At 64.4% G+C, this 20,637-nt stretch carries 16 protein-coding genes; 13 read left to right on the top strand and 3 right to left on the bottom strand.

Annotated features, from left to right (window positions below; all coding sequences use genetic code 11):
- Window positions 1–153: 153 nt before the first annotated feature.
- The 7 genes from adk (at window position 154) to AB5Y80_RS18905 (ending at window position 6,747) form a co-directional block, all read left to right on the top strand.
- The gene (adk, locus tag AB5Y80_RS18935; RefSeq protein ID WP_010674422.1) at window positions 154–798 is read left to right on the top strand and encodes an adenylate kinase; all 645 of its coding nucleotides are present in this window, start codon (window positions 154–156) and stop codon (window positions 796–798) included.
- Window positions 799–917: 119 nt separating this feature from the next.
- Window positions 918–1,892 carry a ferrochelatase gene (hemH, locus tag AB5Y80_RS18930; RefSeq protein WP_042882436.1) on the top strand — a complete coding sequence of 325 codons (975 nt, stop codon included), beginning with the start codon at window positions 918–920 and terminating at the stop codon, window positions 1,890–1,892.
- Window positions 1,893–1,956: 64 nt separating this feature from the next.
- Complete coding sequence (locus tag AB5Y80_RS18925; protein WP_042863722.1) at window positions 1,957–2,349, top strand: MAPEG family protein; 393 nt, start codon at window positions 1,957–1,959, stop codon at window positions 2,347–2,349.
- A 175-nt stretch (window positions 2,350–2,524) separates the two neighbouring features.
- Window positions 2,525–3,829, top strand: a complete 1,305-nt coding sequence (locus tag AB5Y80_RS18920; protein ID WP_010674425.1) for an inosine/guanosine kinase — start codon at window positions 2,525–2,527, stop codon at window positions 3,827–3,829.
- Window positions 3,830–3,991: 162 nt separating this feature from the next.
- Window positions 3,992–5,620 (top strand): methyl-accepting chemotaxis protein, encoded by a 1,629-nt coding sequence (locus AB5Y80_RS18915; protein ID WP_039038910.1) that lies wholly within the window; start codon window positions 3,992–3,994, stop codon window positions 5,618–5,620.
- Window positions 5,621–5,743: 123 nt separating this feature from the next.
- Complete coding sequence (locus tag AB5Y80_RS18910) at window positions 5,744–6,106, top strand: DUF2750 domain-containing protein (protein ID WP_010674427.1); 363 nt, start codon at window positions 5,744–5,746, stop codon at window positions 6,104–6,106.
- Between the two features lie 146 nt (window positions 6,107–6,252).
- Window positions 6,253–6,747 carry a hypothetical protein gene (locus tag AB5Y80_RS18905; RefSeq protein WP_010674428.1) on the top strand — a complete coding sequence of 165 codons (495 nt, stop codon included), beginning with the start codon at window positions 6,253–6,255 and terminating at the stop codon, window positions 6,745–6,747.
- Here AB5Y80_RS18905 and AB5Y80_RS18900 read toward each other — a convergent pair.
- Complete coding sequence (locus tag AB5Y80_RS18900; protein WP_323920189.1) at window positions 6,710–8,347, bottom strand: GGDEF domain-containing protein; 1,638 nt, start codon at window positions 8,345–8,347, stop codon at window positions 6,710–6,712. The two genes, AB5Y80_RS18905 and AB5Y80_RS18900, sit on opposite strands and share 38 nt — an antisense overlap.
- A 188-nt stretch (window positions 8,348–8,535) precedes the next feature.
- Between AB5Y80_RS18900 and glgC the strand changes: the two genes are divergently transcribed.
- Window positions 8,536–9,810: a glucose-1-phosphate adenylyltransferase gene (gene glgC, locus AB5Y80_RS18895; protein WP_039038908.1), complete on the top strand. Its 1,275-nt coding sequence runs from the start codon at window positions 8,536–8,538 to the stop codon at window positions 9,808–9,810.
- Between the two features lie 58 nt (window positions 9,811–9,868).
- Here glgC and AB5Y80_RS18890 read toward each other — a convergent pair whose 3' ends face one another.
- Window positions 9,869–11,869 (bottom strand): hypothetical protein, encoded by a 2,001-nt coding sequence (locus tag AB5Y80_RS18890; protein WP_368173361.1) that lies wholly within the window; start codon window positions 11,867–11,869, stop codon window positions 9,869–9,871.
- Between the two features lie 146 nt (window positions 11,870–12,015).
- Window positions 12,016–12,567 carry a lipoprotein gene (locus AB5Y80_RS18885; RefSeq protein ID WP_039038906.1) on the bottom strand — a complete coding sequence of 184 codons (552 nt, stop codon included), beginning with the start codon at window positions 12,565–12,567 and terminating at the stop codon, window positions 12,016–12,018.
- A 320-nt stretch (window positions 12,568–12,887) separates the two neighbouring features.
- On the opposite strand from AB5Y80_RS18885, the gene AB5Y80_RS18880 reads away from it, so the two are divergent.
- The 5 genes from AB5Y80_RS18880 to amoA all read left to right on the top strand — a co-directional run bounded on the left by AB5Y80_RS18880 (window position 12,888) and on the right by amoA (window position 20,625).
- Window positions 12,888–14,075: an isochorismate synthase gene (locus tag AB5Y80_RS18880; RefSeq protein ID WP_323579918.1), complete on the top strand. Its 1,188-nt coding sequence runs from the start codon at window positions 12,888–12,890 to the stop codon at window positions 14,073–14,075.
- 76 nt (window positions 14,076–14,151) lie between these two features.
- Complete coding sequence (gene amoE / locus AB5Y80_RS18875; RefSeq protein WP_323942801.1) at window positions 14,152–15,816, top strand: amonabactin biosynthesis (2,3-dihydroxybenzoyl)adenylate synthase AmoE; 1,665 nt, start codon at window positions 14,152–14,154, stop codon at window positions 15,814–15,816.
- Between the two features lie 17 nt (window positions 15,817–15,833).
- Window positions 15,834–16,757: an amonabactin biosynthesis bifunctional protein AmoB gene (amoB, locus tag AB5Y80_RS18870; RefSeq protein WP_368173360.1), complete on the top strand. Its 924-nt coding sequence runs from the start codon at window positions 15,834–15,836 to the stop codon at window positions 16,755–16,757.
- Window positions 16,754–19,855, top strand: a complete 3,102-nt coding sequence (gene amoF / locus AB5Y80_RS18865) for an amonabactin biosynthesis non-ribosomal peptide synthetase AmoF (RefSeq protein ID WP_368173359.1) — start codon at window positions 16,754–16,756, stop codon at window positions 19,853–19,855. The genes amoB and amoF overlap by 4 nt, the downstream gene beginning before the upstream one ends.
- Window positions 19,856–19,875: 20 nt before the next feature.
- Window positions 19,876–20,625: an amonabactin biosynthesis protein AmoA gene (amoA, locus tag AB5Y80_RS18860; RefSeq protein ID WP_323920194.1), complete on the top strand. Its 750-nt coding sequence runs from the start codon at window positions 19,876–19,878 to the stop codon at window positions 20,623–20,625.
- The last annotated feature ends 12 nt before the right edge of the window (window positions 20,626–20,637 follow it).

Genomic DNA, 20,637 nt, shown 5'->3' with positions numbered 1-20,637 from the left:
TTGTGGTCGTCGTCTGCGTCTTTGGTCGCAGAGACGGGGCGGGAGTGTGGTGATAATCTGGCCACTCACACGGGGCGAGCTTGTTAATACGGGCGAAAACGTGTAGTTTTTTGCCTTCTCAAGAATTGAATAACCAATCAACTAGGAGCGTGTATGCGCATTGTTCTGTTGGGAGCTCCGGGCGCCGGCAAGGGTACCCAGGCTCAGTTCATCATGGAAAAACACGGTATTCCGCAGATCTCCACCGGCGACATGCTGCGTGCGGCGATCAAGGCGGGTACCGAGCTGGGCCTCAAGGCCAAAGCCGTGATGGACGCAGGTCAGCTCGTCTCCGACGACATCATCATCGGCCTGGTCAAAGAACGCATCGCGCAACCGGATTGCGCCAACGGCTTCCTGCTGGACGGCTTCCCCCGCACCATTCCCCAGGCGCAAGCCATGAAGGATGCCGGTGTGACCGTGGACTTCGTGCTGGAATTCGACGTGCCGGACGAAGAGATCGTCAAGCGCATGAGCGGCCGCCGCGTGCACTCCGGCTCCGGCCGTACCTACCACGTGGTGTTCAACCCGCCGAAAGTGGAAGGCAAGGATGACGTGACCGGCGAGGATCTGGTGATCCGTGCCGACGACGAAGAGACCACAGTGCGCAAGCGTCTGGATGTCTACCATCAGCAGACCGCGCCGCTCATCGGTTTCTACGGCAAGGAAGCGGAAGCGGGCAACACCCGTTACGTCAAGATCGACGGCACCCAGCCGGTGGATCTGGTCAGCCAGCAACTGGCCGCCATTCTCGGTTAAGCCATTCAGGGCCGGCAGGACGCAGCCGTTCGCCGGCTGGCTACGAGAGTGAGAAAAGGGTCCATACCGGGCCCTTTCTTGCATTCCATTCCCACGACACAGAACGACAGGATGCTAACGTGACCACGAAAACCGGGATCTTGCTGGTCAATCTGGGTACCCCGGCCGCGCCGACCACGGCGGCGGTCAAGGCGTTTCTCAGCCAGTTTCTGCACGATCAGCGGGTCGTCGACCTGCCGCGCTACCTCTGGTGCCCCCTGCTTCACTTCATCATCCTGCCGACCCGCTCCCCCAAGGTGGCCAAGCTCTATCAGCAGGTGTGGACCGAGCAGGGCTCCCCCCTGATGGTCATCAGCCAGCAGCAGCGCGCGGCCCTGGAGCACGAGCTCAAGCGGGAAGGAGTCGAAGTGCCGGTGGCGCTCGCCATGACCTATGGTGCCCCGTCGCTGGCCGATGGCTGGCAGGCCCTCAAGGCCCAGGGGGTCAACCGGGTGATCCTGCTGCCGCTCTATCCCCAGTATTCGGTCAGTACCACCGCCTCGGTGTTCGATGCCTGGGCCAGGGCGATGAAAACCGAGCGCAATCTGCCGGTGGTGCGGCTCATCCGCGATTACCATGCCCACCCGGAGTACATCCAGGCGCTGGCCATGAGCGTGCGTCGCCACTGGGAGCAGCACGGCCAGGGGGAGCATCTGCTGATGTCCTTCCACGGTATTCCCGAGCGCTACGAGCGGGAAGGGGATCCTTATGGTCATCAGTGCAGGCGCACCGCCGCCCTGCTGGCGGAGGCGCTGGGGCTGGCCCCGGAGCAGTGGACCGCGAGCTTCCAGTCCCGCTTTGGCAAGGAGGAGTGGCTCAAGCCCTACACGGACCTGACCGTGGGCGACTTGCCCTCTCGCGGCGTCAAGCGGCTCGATGTGATCTGCCCGGCCTTCTCGGCGGATTGCCTCGAGACCCTGGAGGAGATCCAGGTGCAGAACCGGGAAATCTTCATGGCCGCCGGTGGCGAGCAGTTTGAATACATCCCGGCCCTCAACAGCGATCAGGCCCATATCCGCATGATGGTTTCCCTCATCTGTCGCGAGCTGGCATGATGGCCGTTCTCATCCGGCGCCCGACGTGGCGGACGTTCGGATTCAACGATAAAGGAGTGTCCTGATGATGCATATCACGCTGATTTACGCCGGCCTGCTCGGGCTCTTGTTCCTGCTGCTCTCCTTCTGGGTGGTCAAGCGCCGCGCCCAGTTCAGGGTGATGATAGGGGAGGGGGAAGCCCCCGAGATGCTGGCCGCGATCCGCGCTCACGGCAACTTTGCCGAGTACGTGCCTCTCACCCTGCTGCTGATGGCCCTGTGCGAACTGGCGGGGGTCGGGTCGCTCTGGCTGCACCTGGGCGGTGTGCTGCTGCTGGTGGGGCGCATCCTGCATGCCATCGGCATCCAGATCCCCAGGGCTCCCAACATGCCGCGCCTCTTCGGCACCCTCTTCTTCTGGCTGTCGCTGGGGGTGTTCTCGGTGCTGGCCCTGGTGCAGGGGCTCTCGGCAAGCTGAATGTCATCCCGCAACACCACCCCGTCACGGGGTGGTTTTTTGTGGCAGACAAGTCAAACGTTTTCCTCGCAAGCCCTTGTCTATACTGACCTCAAAATTCAATCGTGCGACTTTTCGGCGTGGTGGATTGTGTTAAAATCCCGCCCCTCTTTTCCCCAGAGCACAGAAGATTGCCATGAAATTTCCCGGTCAGCGCAAGTCCAAACACTACTTCCCGGTCGACAGACGTGATCCCCTGATCCCGCAGAACTCCCAGCTCACCGAACTGGGCAAGGCCTATGTAGTGGGCATCGATCAGACTCTGGTGGATATCGAAGCCCATGTGGACGAAGACTTCCTGAACCGGTACGGCCTGAGCAAGGGCCACTCCATGCTCATCTCCGACGAAGTGGCGGAGCTGGTCTACGACGAGCTCAAGGCCAACAACATGGTGGTGAGCGAATTTGCCGGCGGCACCATCGGCAACACCATGCACAACTACTCCGTGCTGGCGGACTCCCACTCCATCCTGCTTGGCGTCATGAGCCAGGACATCCGCATCGGCAGCTATGCCTACCGCTATCTGTGCAACACCTCCTCCCGGGTCAACCTCGACTACCTGCAGCCGGTGGACGGCCCGGTCGGGCGCTGCTTCACCTTCATCACCGAAGGGGGAGAGCGCAGCTTTGGCATCAACGCCGGCAAGATGGATCACCTGGATGTGGACCACATCCCCGAGACCATCATCAAGGAGGCCTCGGCCCTGGTGATCACCGCTTACCTGGTGCGCGGCGCCGACGGCACCCCCATGAAGGAGGCCGCCATGGCCGCGGTGCGCTATGCCCGCGAGGCCGGGGTGCCCGTGGTGCTGACTCTGGGCACCCGCTTCGTCATCGACGAGAATCCCCAGTGGTGGCGCGATTTCATCAGCGAGAACGTGACCGTGCTCGCCATGAACGAGGACGAGGCGGAGGCCCTGACCGGGATAAAGGATCCCCTCGGCGCGGCCGACAAGGCGCTGGACTGGGCGGACATGGTGCTCTGCACCGCCGGCCCCATCGGCCTCTACATGGCGAGCTACACCGACGAGGACTACAAGCGCGAGACCACCCACACCCTGCTGCCCGGCGTCATCCCCGAGTTCAACATGTACGAGTTCAGCCGCCCCATGGCCCGGGACAAGTGCCGCAAGCCTGCGCGTATCTACTCCCACATCTCCCCCTACATGGGCGGCCCGGAGAAGATCAAGAACACCAACGGGGCAGGGGACGGGGCGCTGTCCGCCGTGCTGCACGACATGGTGGCGAACGCCTACCACCGCATGAACGTGCCGAACTCCGCCAAGCATCTCTCGGAATTCCTGACCTACTCCTCTCTGGCCCAGGTGTGCAAGTACGCCAACCGGGTGAGCTACGAGGTGCTGGCCCAGAGCAGCCCGCGCCTCTCCCGCGGGTTGCCGGAGAAGGAAGACAGCCTGGAAGAGGTGTACTGGGAGCGGTGATCCCTCTTCCTGTCGACCACGAGAAAGGGTGCCACTTGGCACCCTTTCTTGTTTTTGGGGCTGGATCATGTTTTTGGCATCGCTTTTGCTGACATCGTGGACAGCCCGCGTCGCGGCGGCATACCTTGTGTTAAGGATATGTAGCTGCTGCGGGGCGAGGGTATGTTGAGACAATGGAGTATCGGTCGGCGTCTGTCGCTGGTGACCCTGATGGTGCTGGCGCTGCTGGGACTGCTGCTGTTCTTCTGCCTGCAGATCTATCAGCAGGGGCTGATGGGGGAGAAGAGCCGCCAGACCCAGGCCCAGGTGGAGACCGCCTACAGCCTGGTGGCAGGGCTGGAAGCCAGGGTACGCAAGGGGGAGCTGGACGAGGCGAGCGCCAAGGCCGAGGCGCTGGCGCTGATCAAGGGGTTGCGTTACGGCAACGATGACTACTTCTGGATCAACGACAGCCACCCCACCATGGTGATGCACCCCATGAAACCCGAGCTGGACGGCAAGGATCTCTCCGGGGTGGAGGACAAGCAGGGGCTCAGGCTGTTCGTCGCCTTCGCCGATCTGGCCCGGGCCCAGGGCGCGGGGGAGGTGGCCTACTACTGGCCCAAACCGGGGGTGGACGAACCGGTACGCAAGATCTCCTACATCAAGCGCTTCGCCCCCTGGGACTGGATCATCGGTACCGGCGTCTATGTGGACGACGTCGAGGCCCAGTACCGGGAGGTGCTGCACACCCTGCTGGGGATCGGGCTGGTGCTGGCCCTCCTGCTGTTTGCCGTGGTCGGCCTCATTGTGCGCAGCATCGTCGTGCCCCTCTCCCGCTCGGTCTCGGCCCTTGGCAACATCGCCAGGGGGGAGGGGGATCTGCGGGTACGTCTGCCGGAGTCGGGGCGTGACGAGCTGAGCCAGCTCAGCATCAACTTCAACCTCTTCGCCAGCCAGATGGCGCAGCTGGTGGCCCGCAGCCAGCAGATAGCGGATCAGAACCGGGTGCATGCCCACCAGCTGGCCGAGGTGGTGGAGCGTACCGGCGCCATCGTCACCGGCCAGGAGCAGGATACCCTGCGGGTGGCCAGCGCCATGGAGCAGATGACGGTGAGCAGCCGCGAAGTGGGCCAGCACGCGGCCCAGGCCGCCGACGCGGCGGATTCGGCCCTCAATCTGGCCCAGCATGGCCGCGAGGTGGTGGTCCAGACCCGGGAGTCCATCAGCCAGCTGGCGGACGAGATGGTGGAGACGGTGCAGGCGGTGAGCCGCCTCGAGCAGGAGACTCAGCAGATTGGCTCCGTGCTCGACGTCATTCGCGGGGTGGCGGAGCAGACCAACCTGCTGGCCCTCAACGCCGCCATTGAAGCGGCACGGGCCGGGGAGCAGGGGCGCGGCTTTGCGGTGGTCGCCGACGAGGTGCGTACCCTGGCGACCCGCACCCACAGCTCCACCGACGAGATCCGGCAGATGATCCAGCGGCTGCAGGAGGGGGCCGGCAAGGTGGTCAGCGGCATCAGCCAGTTGCAGCAGCTCTCCCGCGCGACGGCGGACAGGGCCGGCGATGCGGATGTCGCCATCAATGCCATCGATGGATCCGTCCACACCATTACTGCCATGAATGGGCAGATTGCCACGGCGGCGGCGGAGCAGAGCCGGGCGGCGGAGGAGATCAACCAGCGGCTGGTGGCCATCACCCAGCTGGCGGCGGATGCCCTGGCCCAGAACCGGCTGACCGAGCAGGCATCCGGGCAACTGGCGCTGGCCTGCGACGAGCTGGGGGCCCTGGTGGCGAAATATCGCATCTGACGGCCTTTCTCCCCGCTTTTTCGGGATAAGGCTTGAGTCTGGGGGGCTTTTGGGACACCATCTGCCCCATTCTCGGCCAGCCCTGGCCGACAGCCTGCCATTGCTTTGCAAGAGAGAGACCCCATGAGCAAACTAACTGACAATCTTGACGCCAATTTCCAGCTGTTCATCGAAGAAGTCCGCGAGTCGGGTCAGGTGTGGGGTCTGCGCTACGGTGAAGACTGGGTGGTGTGCCGCTCCGCCGAGTTCGAAGATGCGGACGTGATGCCGCTCTGGTCCGCCGAAGGAGATGCCCGCCTGCACTGCGTGGACGAGTGGGCGGATTACGAGCCGGAAGTGATCGAGCTCGAAGAGTTCCTGGACATCTGGATCAACGATCTGGACGAGGACGACGTGCTGGTCGGCCCGAACTGGAACGCCGATCTGGAAGGTCAGGAGCTCGAGCCCATCGAGCTGGCCAAGGCGCTGGTGGAACTGGACGCCTGAGTCTGCCGTCCTGCCGGATTGTGATGAACCGGCCCCCTTCGGGGGGCCGGTTTTTTTATGGCCGCCATGGGCCATGAAAGGCGATTTGCCTTTGCACCCGTTCCGGGGATGGGTCATCATCAACCCTTTGCCGATCGGGAGGTGCCATGTTTGTCTTTGACGTGACCACGAAGGCGGGGGCGCAGGGGAGGATCCAGGTGCAGGCGCTGGACTGGAGCCAGAGCGGCCCGGTGAGCTTTCAGTGTGACAGCGACGAGCTGGCCCTGGTGCTGCTGAGCGGGTGCCGCTGCGATGCCGTGGGGTACTTCAATCTGCTGGGGGGCTGCAAGCCGCTTTACGTGGAGCAGTGGCTCACCTATTTGCAGGAGCGTGGCCAGCTGGAGAAGGTCACGGCCCGCCAGGAGAGCCCGTCTCAACCCGATTACCTGACCCGGGCCGGGCTGGCGGACGACGAGCTCAATGCCCTGCTCGGCCAGATTTACAAGGTGGCCGGGTTCAACCGCCTGCAGATCAACCGCTACCTCAAGCATCGCCACAACCCGACCATGCTGGCGACCCGTTACGATCAGAAGGAGCTGGAGCGTTATCGCCAGCTCAACGACATCATTCTGACCCTGTTGAAGCTGAAACCGTCTCCGTGAAGATCCCCATCTGACCGATCTCCGGTCCCAGCTCCTGGGGCCGGGCGATGAGGTAGCCCTGCAAGCCGTCCACATACATGCTCTGCAGCATCTGCTTCTGGCCTATCTGTTCCACCCCTTCCGCGATCACCAGGCAGCCCATGCGATGGGAGACGTCGACGATCATCCGCACGAACTGCTGGTTGGTGAGATCCTGCTCCAGCTCGGTGATGAGACCGGGGTCCAGCTTGATGTAGTCGGGTTTGAGCTCGCGAAACAGGCTGAAGGAGCCGATCCCCTTGCCGAAGTTGCAGATGGCCGAGCGGCTGCCGTGGCGCCTGAGCAGCTCGAACAGCCGCCTGGACCCGGTCAGGTTGCGCTCCAGGTGCTCCTCGTCGAGCTCGAACACCAGATTGGCCCCGATGTCGGGGTCTTTTTGCAACTGGTGATCCAGCCAGATGAGAAAGGCGCTGTTTTGCAGCAGGGAGCCCGGCAGATTGAGACCCCATCGGCTGTTGTGGCCTCCGAAGGCGCGGTATTGGCGGATGACATGGCGGATCACCATCTGGGTCAGGCGCAGTACCATGTCCAGCCGCTGCGCCATGGCGAGCAGGGTATCGCTTGGCAGCACGGTGCCGTCGCTGCTGCTGAAACGGGGATAGATCTCGTGGTAGGCGAGCATGCCGCGATGCAGGGGCTGGATGGGCTGGCAGGTGAAGCTGATGCTCTCCTGCTCCAGCAGATCGGTCAGCACCTGGGTCCAGTGACGCTGACCCTGCACCTCGACCACCTCGTCGTTCTGCTGGATGGCCCAGCCATTGACCACCTCTGTCTGGGCACGGGCCAGCGCGAGATCCGCCCGGGCCAGAATGGCCTCTATCTTCTGCTCGCTGCTCAGGCGGGTCATGCCCGAGTAGGCGGCACTCTCGAGCTCGTGATCGTGCTGATAGCGATCGAAGGCGAGCTTCAGATCCCGTCCCAGCAGATGGGGCGGGATCTGGGCCAGGGGGGGCAGCAGGACGGCAAAATCGGCCCCCGAGATGCGATAGACCCGGTGGCCCGGGAAGCGGTTGACGGTGTGGCTGATGAGGGCGGCGATGTCCCGGATGTAGGCATCCCCGGACTGGAAGCCGCGCTGGGCGTTGAGGGTCCCGAGCTCGGTGGCGCGGATGAGCACCAGGATGGCGGTCTGGGTGTTTTCCTGTTGCAGCAGCTCGGTCAGATCGCGCCGGAAGGCGTGGCGGTTGCCAAGGCCCGTCATCTCGTCCCGGGTCGCCTGATTGTGCAATTCGGTGATCTGGCGGTGGGCATCGATCTCGGCCTCATTGAAGGACGCAAGGAGCTGGCGCAGAGCCGTTTGTGCCTGTACGCTGTCGAGCATGGCGGGATCCCGCTGCTGCAGCGCCAGCAGCCAGCGTTGCTCCTGCCTCGCCTTTTCCCCACGGCGCACGCTGTGGGTGAGAAAGAGCAGCAGGGCGAATCCCGTCAGGGTGGTCATCAGGACCAGCAGCAGGGTGAGCGGTGAGGCGGGGGGGGCGAGCAGCACTCCCTGCAACAGCAGCATGGGAATGCAGACCAGTGCGCTGACCAGCAGCAGGTTTCCCTCATGTTTATTCAACATCGTTTCATCCTTGATGATGTTCATGATGTAGAAATTCTAACCAAGTCGCTGGCGCAAAACATGAGTACTCACGCAACTCCACGATAAAGCGCCGGCGGAATGCAACTAAATGTGAGTGAAAACACTTTCATGGTCTGTAAAAAAAGCGAAGATGGGTTGAAAACAGCCCCAACAGAGCAGAGGTAGATATGTTGCTAGAACCCGTAGACACCGCCAAAGCACGGCAACTATTGAATCAGAGTATGGCCTTGGTGCTCGCAGGGGGACGGGGCAGCCGCCTGAAGCAGTTGACCGATAACCGCGCCAAGCCCGCCGTCCACTTTGGCGGCAAATTCCGTATCATCGACTTCGTGCTCTCCAACTGCATCAACTCCGGCATCCGCCGGGTGGGTGTGGTGACCCAGTACAAGTCCCACAGTCTGTTGCGCCACCTGCAATCGGGCTGGTCTTTCCTGCGCTACCAGATGAACGAGTTCATCGACTTGCTGCCCGCCCAGCAGCGGGTGGACGAGGTGCATTGGTATCGCGGCACCGCAGACGCCATCTACCAGAACGTCGACATCATCCGTGACTACGGTCCCAAGTACATCGTGGTGCTGGCGGGGGATCACATCTACAAGATGGACTACGCCGCCATGCTGCTGGATCACGTGCGCCTCGGCGCCAAGGTGACGGTGGCCTGTATCGAGGTACCGCGCTGCGAGGCATCGGCTTTCGGCGTGATGGACATCGACGAGCAACGCAAGATCCGCGCCTTCGTGGAGAAACCGGCCAATCCGCCCGCCATGCCGGGCTGCGAGGATCGCTCGCTGGCCTCCATGGGCATCTACATCTTCGAGGCGGAGTACCTCTACCAGTTGCTGGAAGAGGACATCCACAACCAGGAGTCCAAGCACGACTTCGGCATGGACGTGATCCCGCGCATCGTGGGAGAGGGCAAGGCCTTTGCCCACCCGTTCAACATGTCCTGTGTCGGGGCCAAGGAGGGGCAAAAACCCTACTGGCGCGACGTGGGGACCCTGGATTCGTTCTGGGAGGCGAACATGGACCTTGCCTCCGTGGTGCCCGAGCTCGACATCTATGACGAGAACTGGCCCATCTGGACCAGCCAGAACATGTCGCCCCCGGCCAAGTTCGTGCAGGACAGAAACGGCCAGCACGGCATGACCATCAACTCCATGTTCGCGGGGGGCTCCATCGTGAGCGGCTCCTTCGTGCTCAACTCGGTGCTGTTCACCAACGTGCGGGTGCACTCCTTCTGTACCCTGGATCAGGCGGTGATCTTCCCCGGGGTCGAGATCGGGGCTGGTTGCCGCTTGCGCCGGGTGGTGGTGGACAAGGGATGCAAGCTGCCAGACGGCCTGGTGGTGGGGGAGAACGCGGACGAGGATGCACGCCGCTTCTACCGCTCCGAGCAGGGCATCGTGCTGGTGACCAAGCCGATGCTGGCCAAGCTCGGCTAACCTCGTCGACACAGACAAAAAAAGGGAGCCCTGGGCTCCCTTTCTATTGGTGGTCGATTTATTTCTCGCTGACCAGGGCCTTGCTGGCCATCACCATGGCGGTGCCATGCTTGCCACCGGCGGCGGTCACTTGCGGGACGCCATCTTCGTCGGTGTCGCTGCCGGCACCCTCGATGACGTTCTCGCCGGAGTCGCCGATCCACTCGGCCATCTGCATGCCGCCGTTGACGGTGCCGCGGAACCAGCTCACGTAGCGCTGGGTCAGCTGTGCCAGCTCCAGCTCGGGTGCCTTCTCGACCCCTTCGTTGCGCAGGTTCAGCATGGCAGAGCGCAGGGCGCCGGAGATGGCGGCCTGGGTCCAGGGGGTGTATTCACCCTGCTTGCCGGCGAGCCAGGTACCGGCCTTGGCATTGAAGTAGGCCTTGTCGGCGGCGATGAAGAGCTCGCGCGCCGCGGTGCGGTACTTGGCATCCGAGGTGGCCAGGAAGGCGGCGGTCAGGCCGCGGATGGCGGCGAACTGCGCGTCGATGGACTGACCGGCGTCAAGCTTGCCGCCTAGGGTCAGACCGTCATGGACCAGGCCGTTCTTGCCCTTGAGGTTGGCGAGGATGAAATCGGCCTGCTTGCGGACCAGTGCGATCGCCTGCTCACCCTGCGGGGTCTTGAGGTTCAGCTCGCCATTGTCACCGGCGGCGTAACCCACCGGCAGCGCATCCTGGGCGCGCTGGAAGATCTGCAGGGCGACCAGGGCGTAGGCGGCGTCGAAGGTGGTGACGTGCCCGGCCTGTTTGCCAGCCTGCCAGCTGTCGACCAGGGTGCCAGCCTTGGGCTCGAAGTGCAGGGCCAGCAGGTTCTTGAAGGTGAGGTTGGAGAGGTTCAGGGCCAGGGAGAAGGCATCGCTGCCCGCCACCGCCTTGCCCAGATCGTTGGTCTGGTTGGCAGCCGGAGCGGCGGCGAACGGGGCACCGTCAAACACGGCGTGGAAGGCCGGGTTCTGGTTGGTGTTGGCCGTGCGCTGATCGCTGAAGGCGTAGAACTCGGAGAGGGGCCACAGCAGCATCCAGGCGTCGCGCAACTGGGCGGAGCCGTCCACGACCTCCAGCTTGCCGATGGCACCGGCGTCGTTCTTGCTGGTCTCTGTCACCTTCACCTGATGAGGGAAGTAGACAACCCCCTTGGCCGGATCGTACTGCGGGGTGATTTTGGCGCCCAGGGTCTTGCCGTCAAAGCCGAGCTGACCTTGCAGGATGGCGAGCTTGTCGATGGACTGCTCGGTCAGCATCATGCCGTTGAAGCCGTCGGCGGCAGAAACCCCCAGCTTGTGCTTGCCGTCCTGATCCATGGTGGCGGACGCGGCTTCCACCTCTTCATCGGTCTCGGCTACGTGCATGCCGCCCAGGAAGTCCTGGGACCACATCACTTCCTTGAGCAGGATGCCGCCCACGGCGGCCGGGACCAGCAGGTTGTCACTGCCGCTCCAGCGCAGGGTAGCGTAGTCGCGGAAGTAGGCGGGGACCTGGGTCTTGACGCTCTTCTCGTTGCCCTTGGCGGTCTTGATGGTGATCTGGTCACCGTTGACCGGGGTGGCGTTTACGGCCTGGGCGAACTCCGGGTTGGCAGAGGCGTAGGGCAGGGAGAGGGGATACATGCCCTGGGGAATTTCATCGGCGGGGAAGCCGACGGCCTCGGCCATGGCCAGTACCCGTTTGCCCAGGTCGGCCAGGGTGCCGCCACGGGCCTGGTTTTGCGGCCCGTTTACCAGATGGGGGCCCATGCCGGACTGGTAGTTGAGGGCGTACATTGCCTCTTCGGAGTATTCATAGGATTCGATGCCGGCGGCGAAGTCGAACGGGGTCGGCTCGTCGGCGCGGTTGGCGTCCAGCACATCCAGATCCAGACCGAGGGCCTCGGCCAGCGGCTCGCCGGAGAGCTCGAATTCGGTGTAGGCCAGCATGTTGGCGGCGGTGTTGAACGTCTTGTCCTCCACCTTGACGGCAGCCTGTGCGGCGCTGCTGAGGAGTGCGCAGGCGATCGCCTGCACCAGTACGGTTTTTCTCATGTCCTTCTCACCATATTGTTGATTTTATTATGACGCTTCTCATGAATCTAAATGAGAATGGTGTGCATTATGGGGCAAAGGGCGGGGCTTGAGAAGAAAAAAACCGCGCCCCGGTGGGGTGAAGAGGAGAGGCGCGGCGGCAGGTGTCACATCAGTTTGAAGGGGATGACCAGTCGGCCCGGCTCCACCTTGAGGGCTTCGACCTTCTCCTTGATCCGCGCCTCGTTCTGGCGGCTGCCATCGAGCCGGTAGACGGGGGTCTGGGAGAGGAACAGGGAGAGGGACTGGTTGAAGGTGGGCAAGAGCGGGGAGAGGGCGGTGCCCACGTCCGCCGGCTCGGTCTTGACGGAGAGCAATTCGAGATCGCGCAGATAGATGGCGCCCTGCTCGGCCACATAGTCCGGGCGTGCCCGCAGGGAGAGGCGGATCTTCATCTGCTGGCTGCCAAGGGGGCTCGCCACCTGCAGCTCGCCGGCGGCATCCAGCTCGACCTTGTCGGCCTGGCTGCGGCCGATGCGGCTTTGCATGTCATCGAGGCGGATCTTGCTCGACATGATGCCGGGGATCCCCAGCTGTTTCTCGAAGGCGACTCGCTCCTTGAGGTACTGGTTGATCTCCCCTTCGCTGACGCTGTACTGGGTCAGCGAGCAGGCCGCCAGCAGCAGGGCGAAGGGAAGCAGAAGCAGGTGTTTCAACATGGGAGGGTTCCATTTTCGGGGCTGTCACAAGAGGTGGCGCCATCTTAGAGGCAAAGCGGGTTGGCCGCCAGTGGGGCCGCCCTGACCGGTTTCTGTCGCATCCCCCATATGGGGATGGCAATCCGTTTTCATTCGAGTAGCTGTTTCCCTTCACCGCCAGCAGGCCCGCCCTGGCGTCATCTCTGAAGTACCCACAGACAAGCTCCTGTTTTAACGATGCAAAATCCCATTGACCCCGCGATTTCAAAGCGAGTATTTTACCGCCGCACAAAGTCAAACTGATAATCATTATCATTTTGAATCTTCTTTGAGGGTGTTACGTGAAGACTCGAGTAATGGACAATGGCACACCTGCCGAGGCGAAGATGTCGCCTGATTTCTTGTTTACCTCGGGTCAGGGCACGATCAGTGCCACTGACCTGGGGCAACCCATCACCACCCCCGCCTGTGAATGGCCCCTGCTGGAACAACAGATTGCCAGCGCCTTAGCCGCGGCCAGCGCCGCCGGCCAGAGCAATCCTCTGCTGATCGGTGCTTTTGCGTTCGACCCGGCGGAGGCCTCCTGCCTCTATGTGCCCGGCAGCTATAAGCGGGGCGAGAAACTGGCCCCGACAGAGCCGTCATCGGTGACAGCGGCTGAGCAGGCCCCCGAGGCCAACCGGGTCATCTCGGTGCAGAGCACCCCGCCGGCCAGCGAATTTCAGGCCTCGGTCAGCGCGGCGCTGGATGCGTTTGCACAAGGTCGTCTCGCCAAGGTGGTGTTGTCGCGCAAACTCACCCTTACCTTGCACCAGCCCGCCGACCCTAAGCGGGTGATGGCCCGTTTGATGGCCCAGAATCCCCACGCCTTCCACTTCTCCCTGCCGCTCGGCCAGGGCCGCCGCCTGCTGGGCGCAAGCCCCGAGCTGCTGCTGCGGGTCAGCGGGGGAGAGGTGTTCACCCATCCGCTGGCGGGCTCAGCCCGTCGGGCGAGCGAACCGGCGCAAGACGAAATGGTGGCCCGGGATCTGCTGGCCTCTCGCAAGGATCAGCATGAACACAAGTTGGTGATCGACGAGATCCGCCGGGTGCTGACCCCCCACTGCCGCGAGCTGGCGATCCCCGCTCATCCCTCGCTGATGAGCACGGATACCCTCTGGCATCTGGGCACCCCCATCGCCGGGCGGCTCAATGGCGGCGAGGCATCGGTACTGTCACTTGCCTGCCAGCTGCATCCCACCCCGGCCCTGTGCGGCTATCCCACTGATCTGGCCCGCCAGTTCATCCGCGAGCAGGAGCCCTTCCGGCGCGCCCTGTTCAGCGGCATCGTCGGTTGGTGCGACAGCCAGGGCAACGGCGAGTGGGCCGTGGTGATCCGCTGCGGCGTGCTCGATGGCCATCAGGTGGAGCTGTTTGCTGGCGCCGGTATCGTCGCGGGCTCGGATCCCGCCATGGAGTGGGCCGAGACCGGCACCAAGCTGGGCACCATGCTCAAGGCACTGGGCCTGGATTTGGAGGTGGCGCAATGACCCAGCTTCAATATCTGGGCTGGCAGAGTGGACAGCCGAATCTGGAAGTCTTGGGCCTGAGTCCGGAGGTGGCGCAATGAGCCAATTCAACCGCTTCCAGCCCTATACCCGCTGGCCTGACGAATTGGCCCAGCGTTACCGCGCCAAGGGCTATTGGCGCGGCGAGCCGCTGACCGCCATGCTGGCGCGTCAGTGCGAGCTGGCCCCCGACGCCGAGGCCATCCTCTGCGGCGAGCGGCGCTTGAGCTATGGCGAGCTGGACGCCGCCTCGAGCCGGCTGGCCGCGAATCTGGCCCGCCACGGCCTGGGGGTGGGGGATACCGCGCTGGTGCAGCTCCCCAACGTGGCCGAGTTCTATCTGGTGTTCTTCGCCCTACTCAAGGCCGGCATCGCGCCGGTCAATGCGCTCTTTAGCCACAACCGGCTGGAGCTCCTCTCTTATGCCGAGCAGATCACACCGCGCCTCTTTATCGGCTCGCTGGCTCACCCGCTGTTTGCGAGCAAGGGTCGCGAGAGCGAGCTGCTGACAAGCATCGGCGCCGAGCTGGTGCTGCTGGATGGCGATGAGGGGGAGCTGGGGCTGACCCACTGGTTGGCGAAGGGGGATGAGAGTGAGCCGGTGAAATGTGGCCCGACCCCGGCGGACGAGGTGGCCTTCTTCCAGCTCTCCGGCGGCAGCACCGGCACCCCCAAGCTCATCCCGCGAACTCATGACGACTATTACTACAGCGTGCGTCGCAGCAACGAAATTTGTGGCCTTGGCCCCCATACCCGCTATCTGTGCGCCCTGCCGGCGCCCCACAACTTCCCCCTGAGCTCCCCTGGCGCCCTCGGGGTGTTCGAGGTGGGTGGCACCGTGGTGCTCGCACCCGATCCCAGCCCCATCAGCTGTTTTCCGCTGATCGCCCGCCACCGGGTCAATCTCACCTCGCTGGTGCCGCCGGCGGTCTCGCTCTGGCTGCAGGCAGCGGAAGCGGATCCCACAGCGCGCACTCAGCTCGAGAGCCTCGACTTGCTGCAAGTGGGCGGCGCCAAGCTGGGGGAGGCGGTGGCCAGCAAGATTGGGCCGCTGCTCGGCTGCCGGCTGCAGCAGGTGTTCGGTATGGCGGAAGGGCTGGTCAACTACACCCGGCTCTCTGATCCCGACGAGAAGGTCATTCACACCCAGGGCCGTCCCATGAGCCCGGACGACGAGGTGCGCATCCTCGATGAGGCGGGCAATCCGGTTGCCCCCGGCGAGCCTGGCGCCCTGCACACCCGCGGCCCCTATACCTTCCGCGGCTACTACCAGAGCCCGGCCCACAACGCCCGGGTGTTCAATGCCGAGGGCTTCTACTGCTCCGGCGATCTGGTGGTACAGGATGCCGATGGCTACCTCACCGTGGTCGGGCGGCAGAAGGATCAGATCAACCGGGGCGGCGAGAAGATCGCGGCGGAAGAGGTGGAAAACCAGCTGCTGCACCACCCTGCCATCACCCATGCGGCCCTGGTCTCCATGCCTGACAGCGCCATGGGGGAGAAGAGCTGCGCCTTCATCGTCAGCACGGATCCCGCCTTGAAGCCGCTGGCCTTGCGCAAGTTTCTGCGCGAGCGCGGGGTGGCGGACTTCAAGCTGCCCGACCGTTTCGAAACTCTGGACGCCCTGCCCATGACGGCGGTGGGCAAGATTGACAAGCAGGGGCTGCGGGCGCGCATTGCGCACGCCATCGCCGCCAACCAGCCTCTACAGCATAAAAACTAGTAAGGAATCATGACGTTATGGCTATCCCAACCCTGAACAATTACGCCATGCCCAGCCAGTGGAAGGCCAACAAGGTCGACTGGTCTCTGGATCCCAAGCGCGCAGCCCTGCTGATCCACGACATGCAGGAGTACTTCACCGCCTTCTATGGCGAAAACAGCCCGCTGATTGCGGCGCTCATCGAGCAGCTGGCCGCCGTGCGCAAGCAGTGCAAGGCCCTCGGCATCCCGGTCTTCTACACCGCCCAGCCCAAGGATCAATCCCCTGAAGATCGCGCCCTGCTCAACGACATGTGGGGCCCGGGGCTCAACAAACGGCCCGAGCAACAGCAGGTGGTGGCAGCGCTCTGCCCAGAGCGTGACGACACCGTGCTGGTCAAGTGGCGTTACAGCGCCTTCCAGCGCTCCGAGCTCGAGCAGATGCTCAAAGCGCTGGGGCGAGATCAGCTGATCATCGGCGGCATCTACGGCCATATTGGCTGCATGATGACCGCCTGCGACGCCTTCATGCGCGACATCCAGCCCTTCTTCCTGGCGGACGGGGTGGCGGACTTCTCCCTGGCCGACCACCAGATGGCGCTCGACTACGTGGCGACCCGTTGCGGCAAGGTGATCCGCTGCGAGGAGGTGCTGGCCCTCGCCCCGGCCTCCGCTTCTGCCGCCCAGACCAGTCCGCTGCCCACCAATCCGTTGCTGACGTATGAGGGGCTCAAGGCGCGGCTGCTAAGTCATATCGACGAGGACGAAGGGGAGTTTGACCCCGACGAGAACCTCATCGACTACGGTCTGGATTCGGTGCGGATCATGGCCCTGCTCACCGAGTGGCGCGCCGCCGGGGTGGAGCTGGGCTTCGTGGATCTCGCCAAGCTGCCGACCCTCAACGGTTGGTGGCGCCTCATCGAGGCCAGGCTGGCAGCCCAGGCGCTGGAGGTGACCCCATGAATCGCTTCCCCTTGACCATCCCCCAGCAGGGGCTCTGGTCCGGACATCTGCTCAATGACGACAAGGCGATGTTCAACACCGCCGAGTGCATCGCCTTCGACGGCAAGGTGGAGGCGGCCGTGCTGGTCGCGGCCCTTGCCAAGGCGGTGGGGGAGTGCGAGGCGCTCAAGGGCCACTTCGAAGACGATAAGGAGGCGGTCTGCTTCGTCTCGCATGAGCTGCCCCTGGCCTATGAAGAGGTCTCCCTCGAGCGCGATGACGAGACGCTGGCCCGCGCCTGGGCCTGGGCCGATCTGCGCCGCCCGTTCGAGCTGACCCAAGAGGCACCCTGCCGCTTTGCCCTGCTGCGCGGCCCCGGCCGCGATTATCTCTACAGCTGCGTGCACCACATCGCCCTCGACGGCTTTGGCACCACCTTGCTGTTCCAGCGCATCGCCGAACTGTATGCAGAGGGGCTGGCCGGTGAGATGAACTCCCCATCTCCCTTCGGCTCGTTGGCTGAGGTGCTGGCAGAAGAGGCGAGCCGCGAGCAGAGCGGCAAGAACGCCGCCGCCCGCGCCTTCTGGCAGGAGCAGCTGCAAGGCTGGCCCGAGGTGACATCCTTTGGCTCGTTACGGGCGCCGATTGCCGCCGAATTTATCCGCGAGAGCCGTCCGCTGCCGGCGGCGCTCTGGCAATCCCTGATTGGCTTTGCCGACGAGCACAAGCTGGGCTGGCCCGATCTGCTGCTGGCCGGCCTCTCTGTCCAGCTGTCGCTGTCGAGCGGCCAGGATAAGACCCTGCTCGGCCTGATGATGATGAACCGCATCGGCTCGGCATCGTTGACCGTGCCCTGCATGCAGATGAACATTACCCCTCTTGCTCTGGAGCTCGAAGAGGGGCTGGATCTGGCGGGCGCCGCCGGCGCCGTGGCCAAGGCCAAGCGCGGGGTGCGCAAGCACCAGCACTACCGCTACGAGCTGCTGCGCCGCGACCTTGGCCTGGTGGGGGGCGACAAGCGCCTGTTCGGCCCGCTGGTCAACATCATGCCCTTCGATCACGCTCGCCGCTTCGGGCCGCTATCTGCCCATATTCTCAACATCAGCGCCGGGCCGGTGGAGGATCTCACCATCGAGGTGCAGGTCGGCGTCGATGGCCAGCCCAGACTGGATCTGGACGCCAACCCCGGCTGCTACCAGCAGGGGGATCTGGCTGCCATCGCCGATACCCTGTTTGCCCTGCTGGGCCGCTGGCTGGCCGAGCCCGCCCAGACTCTGGGGGCGCTCAAGGCCGACTGGCTGGCCGAGCAGCGAGCCAGCGCCCTGATCGCCGGCCCCTCCCATGAAGTGATCAAGGCTCGGCCTGTGCTGGAGGCGCTCTGCCATTTCGCCGCCCAGACCCCGGACAAGATTGCCTTGATTCAGAGCACGGCGCAGGGAGAGGCCCGCTTCAGCTACGAGGCGCTGCTGGCCAGATCCGAACAGATGGCGGCCGCCCTGCAGGCCGCAGGCGTCGCCCCCGGCGACAAGGTGGGGGTCATGCTGGCCCGCACCCCCCAGGCCATCTTCGCCCAGCTGGCGGTGTTGCTGGCGGGCGCCGTCTACGTGCCGCTCGACCCCGAGCAGCCGCTGGAGCGCCAGGGCCATATTCTGCGGCTGGGGGAGGTCAAGACCCTGATCACCCAGGCCGAGTACCGCCACAAGCTGGCCAGCCTGTTTGAGGGGCGCACGCTCCTGGCGGGGGATCTGGTGAGCGATGATCGGCTCAACCAGCCGACAGCCGGCCGCGCCGTCGCCTACCTGATGTTCACCTCGGGCTCGACCGGCCTGCCCAAGGGGGTGGCGGTGAGCCACGGCGCGCTGGATCACTTCGCCGCCGCCGCCCGCTGCCGTTATCACCTGAATGAAGAGGCGCGGATGTTGCAATTCGCCCCCTTCAACTTCGACGCCAGCATCGAGGAGGTGTTCGCCACCTTGAGCGCCGGTGCCACCCTGGTACTGCGCACCGACGCCCTGCTCGAATCCATGCCCGCCTTTGCGGCCGGGGTGGAGCAGATGGGGATCACCCACCTCGACCTGCCCACCGCGTTCTGGAACGAGTGGGTGGTGGCGCTGACGGCGGGTCAGGCCCACATTCCTGCCGGGCTTACCACCGTCATCATCGGCGGCGAGGCGGTCTACCCCGAGCAGCTGGCCCAGTGGCAGCGCCAGGGTCGCTCCGATGTGCGCCTGTTCAACACCTACGGTCCCACCGAAACGACCGTGGTGGTGACCACTCAGGAGCTGCAGCAGGAAGATCCGAGCCAGGCCCAGTTGCCCATCGGTCTGCCGCTGCCCGGCATGCAGGCGCTCATTCTGGGGGCGGGGGAGCAACCCGCCGAGGAAGGCGAGCTGGTACTGCTCGGCCCGCAGCTGGCCAACGGCTATGTGGGGGGCGTACAAGGCAGCTTCGATACCTTGCGGGTTGGCGCGGAGCTGATGCCCGTCTATCGCACCGGCGATCGGGTGCGCCTGGTGTCCGGCCGACTGGTCTACCTCGGCCGGCGCGACAACGAATTCAAGATAAGCGGCTATCGCATCCAGCCCGGCGAAGTGGAGGCCCAGCTGCTGGCCCTGCCGGGGGTGGACGAGGCCTGCGTGCAGGGGGTGAGCATCGGCAGCGTGCGCCGGCTGGTGGCCTTCGTGGCGGGGGCGGAGCGCGACAGCCGGGTCATCAAGGCGCAGCTGGCCAGGGTGCTGCCTGCCGCCATGATCCCCACCGACTATCGCCACTATGACCAGCTGCCTCGCACCGGCTCCAACAAGCTGGATCGCAAGGCCTTGCTGGCCGCCTACCAGGCGGGCGATGAAGCCCTGACCCTGGGCAGCGAGACCGAGAACCGGGTCGGCGCCATCTGGCAGCAGATCCTGGGGCTCGCCACCATGGCGCCCACGGACAACTTCTTCGAACTGGGGGGCCAGTCCCTGCAGACCATCCAGATCGTCAACCGGCTCGGCGCCGAGTTCGGGGTGCAGGTCAAGGTCTCCGACGTGTTTGATCACCCGCGCCTCGACGACTTCTGCCGTTTCCTCGACGGCCTGCTTGCCGAGGACGAAGAGAGCGTGGAGATGGTGTGGTGATGGATAAGGAGCAACAAGCAATGGCCTTTGATTTTACTGGCAAGCGGGTCTGGGTGACCGGGGCCGGGCGCGGCATCGGCCGTGAGGTGGCGACGCAGTTCGTGGCGGCCGGCGCATCCGTGGTGGGGCTGGATCTGGCGTTTCCCGAAGCCGACTACCCCTATGCCACCCGGCTGCTCGATATTGGCGACTCGCAGGCGGTCAACGCCTGCTGCGCAGCGCTGCTGGCGGACGGCGGGCTCGATGTGCTGGTGAACGGGGCCGGGGTACTGCGTCTCGGCCCCACCGAAACCTTAAGCGATGATGACTGGCAGGACTGCATGACGGTCAACGCCAGCGGCGTCTTCTATCTTCTGCGGGCCCTGGTGCCCCACTTCAAGGGGCAGCGGCGCGGCGCCATTGTCACCATCGGCTCCAACGCCGCCCATGTGCCGCGCATGCAGATGGCGGCCTATTGTGCCTCCAAGGCGGCGGTCACCAGCCTGACCCAGACGGTGGGGCTGGAGCTGGCCCCCTTCGGCGTGCGCGCCAACCTGGTGTCGCCGGGCTCGACGGATACCCCCATGCTGCGCGGCATGCTGCCAAGCGAGGAGGCCATGGCCCGCACCATTGCCGGGTTGCCGGAGCAGTTCAAGCTCGGCATCCCCTTGCGCAAGGTCGCCACCCCGGCGGAGATCGCCCATACCGTCCTCTTCCTGGCCTCGGATCTGGCCAGCCACATCACGCTGCAGGATCTGGTCGTCGACGGCGGCGCCACCCTGAGTGCCTGAGGCTTGAGAAAC

The organism is Aeromonas sp. R2-1, assembly GCF_040908425.1.
In the GTDB taxonomy this organism is placed as follows: domain Bacteria; phylum Pseudomonadota; class Gammaproteobacteria; order Enterobacterales; family Aeromonadaceae; genus Aeromonas; species Aeromonas caviae.
The sequence above is the reverse complement of the archived record's forward strand: the minus strand, read 5'-3'. Positions and strand labels throughout refer to the sequence as shown.

Excerpts from the sequence above, each read along its gene's own strand:
- amoF (WP_368173359.1), top strand. The coding sequence starts at position 16,754 with ATGAATCGCTTCCCCTTGACCATCCCCCAGCAGGGGCTCTGGTCCGGA.
- amoB (WP_368173360.1), top strand. The coding sequence starts at position 15,834 with ATGGCTATCCCAACCCTGAACAATTACGCCATGCCCAGCCAGTGGAAG.
- AB5Y80_RS18920 (WP_010674425.1), top strand. The coding sequence starts at position 2,525 with ATGAAATTTCCCGGTCAGCGCAAGTCCAAACACTACTTCCCGGTCGAC.
- AB5Y80_RS18910 (WP_010674427.1), top strand. The coding sequence starts at position 5,744 with ATGAGCAAACTAACTGACAATCTTGACGCCAATTTCCAGCTGTTCATC.
- AB5Y80_RS18905 (WP_010674428.1), top strand. The coding sequence starts at position 6,253 with ATGTTTGTCTTTGACGTGACCACGAAGGCGGGGGCGCAGGGGAGGATC.
- glgC (WP_039038908.1), top strand. The coding sequence starts at position 8,536 with ATGTTGCTAGAACCCGTAGACACCGCCAAAGCACGGCAACTATTGAAT.
- adk (WP_010674422.1), top strand. The coding sequence starts at position 154 with ATGCGCATTGTTCTGTTGGGAGCTCCGGGCGCCGGCAAGGGTACCCAG.
- AB5Y80_RS18890 (WP_368173361.1), bottom strand. The coding sequence starts at position 11,869 with ATGAGAAAAACCGTACTGGTGCAGGCGATCGCCTGCGCACTCCTCAGC.
- AB5Y80_RS18925 (WP_042863722.1), top strand. The coding sequence starts at position 1,957 with ATGATGCATATCACGCTGATTTACGCCGGCCTGCTCGGGCTCTTGTTC.
- AB5Y80_RS18915 (WP_039038910.1), top strand. The coding sequence starts at position 3,992 with ATGTTGAGACAATGGAGTATCGGTCGGCGTCTGTCGCTGGTGACCCTG.
- amoA (WP_323920194.1), top strand. The coding sequence starts at position 19,876 with ATGGCCTTTGATTTTACTGGCAAGCGGGTCTGGGTGACCGGGGCCGGG.
- AB5Y80_RS18900 (WP_323920189.1), bottom strand. The coding sequence starts at position 8,347 with ATGTTGAATAAACATGAGGGAAACCTGCTGCTGGTCAGCGCACTGGTC.
- AB5Y80_RS18885 (WP_039038906.1), bottom strand. The coding sequence starts at position 12,567 with ATGTTGAAACACCTGCTTCTGCTTCCCTTCGCCCTGCTGCTGGCGGCC.
- amoE (WP_323942801.1), top strand. The coding sequence starts at position 14,152 with ATGAGCCAATTCAACCGCTTCCAGCCCTATACCCGCTGGCCTGACGAA.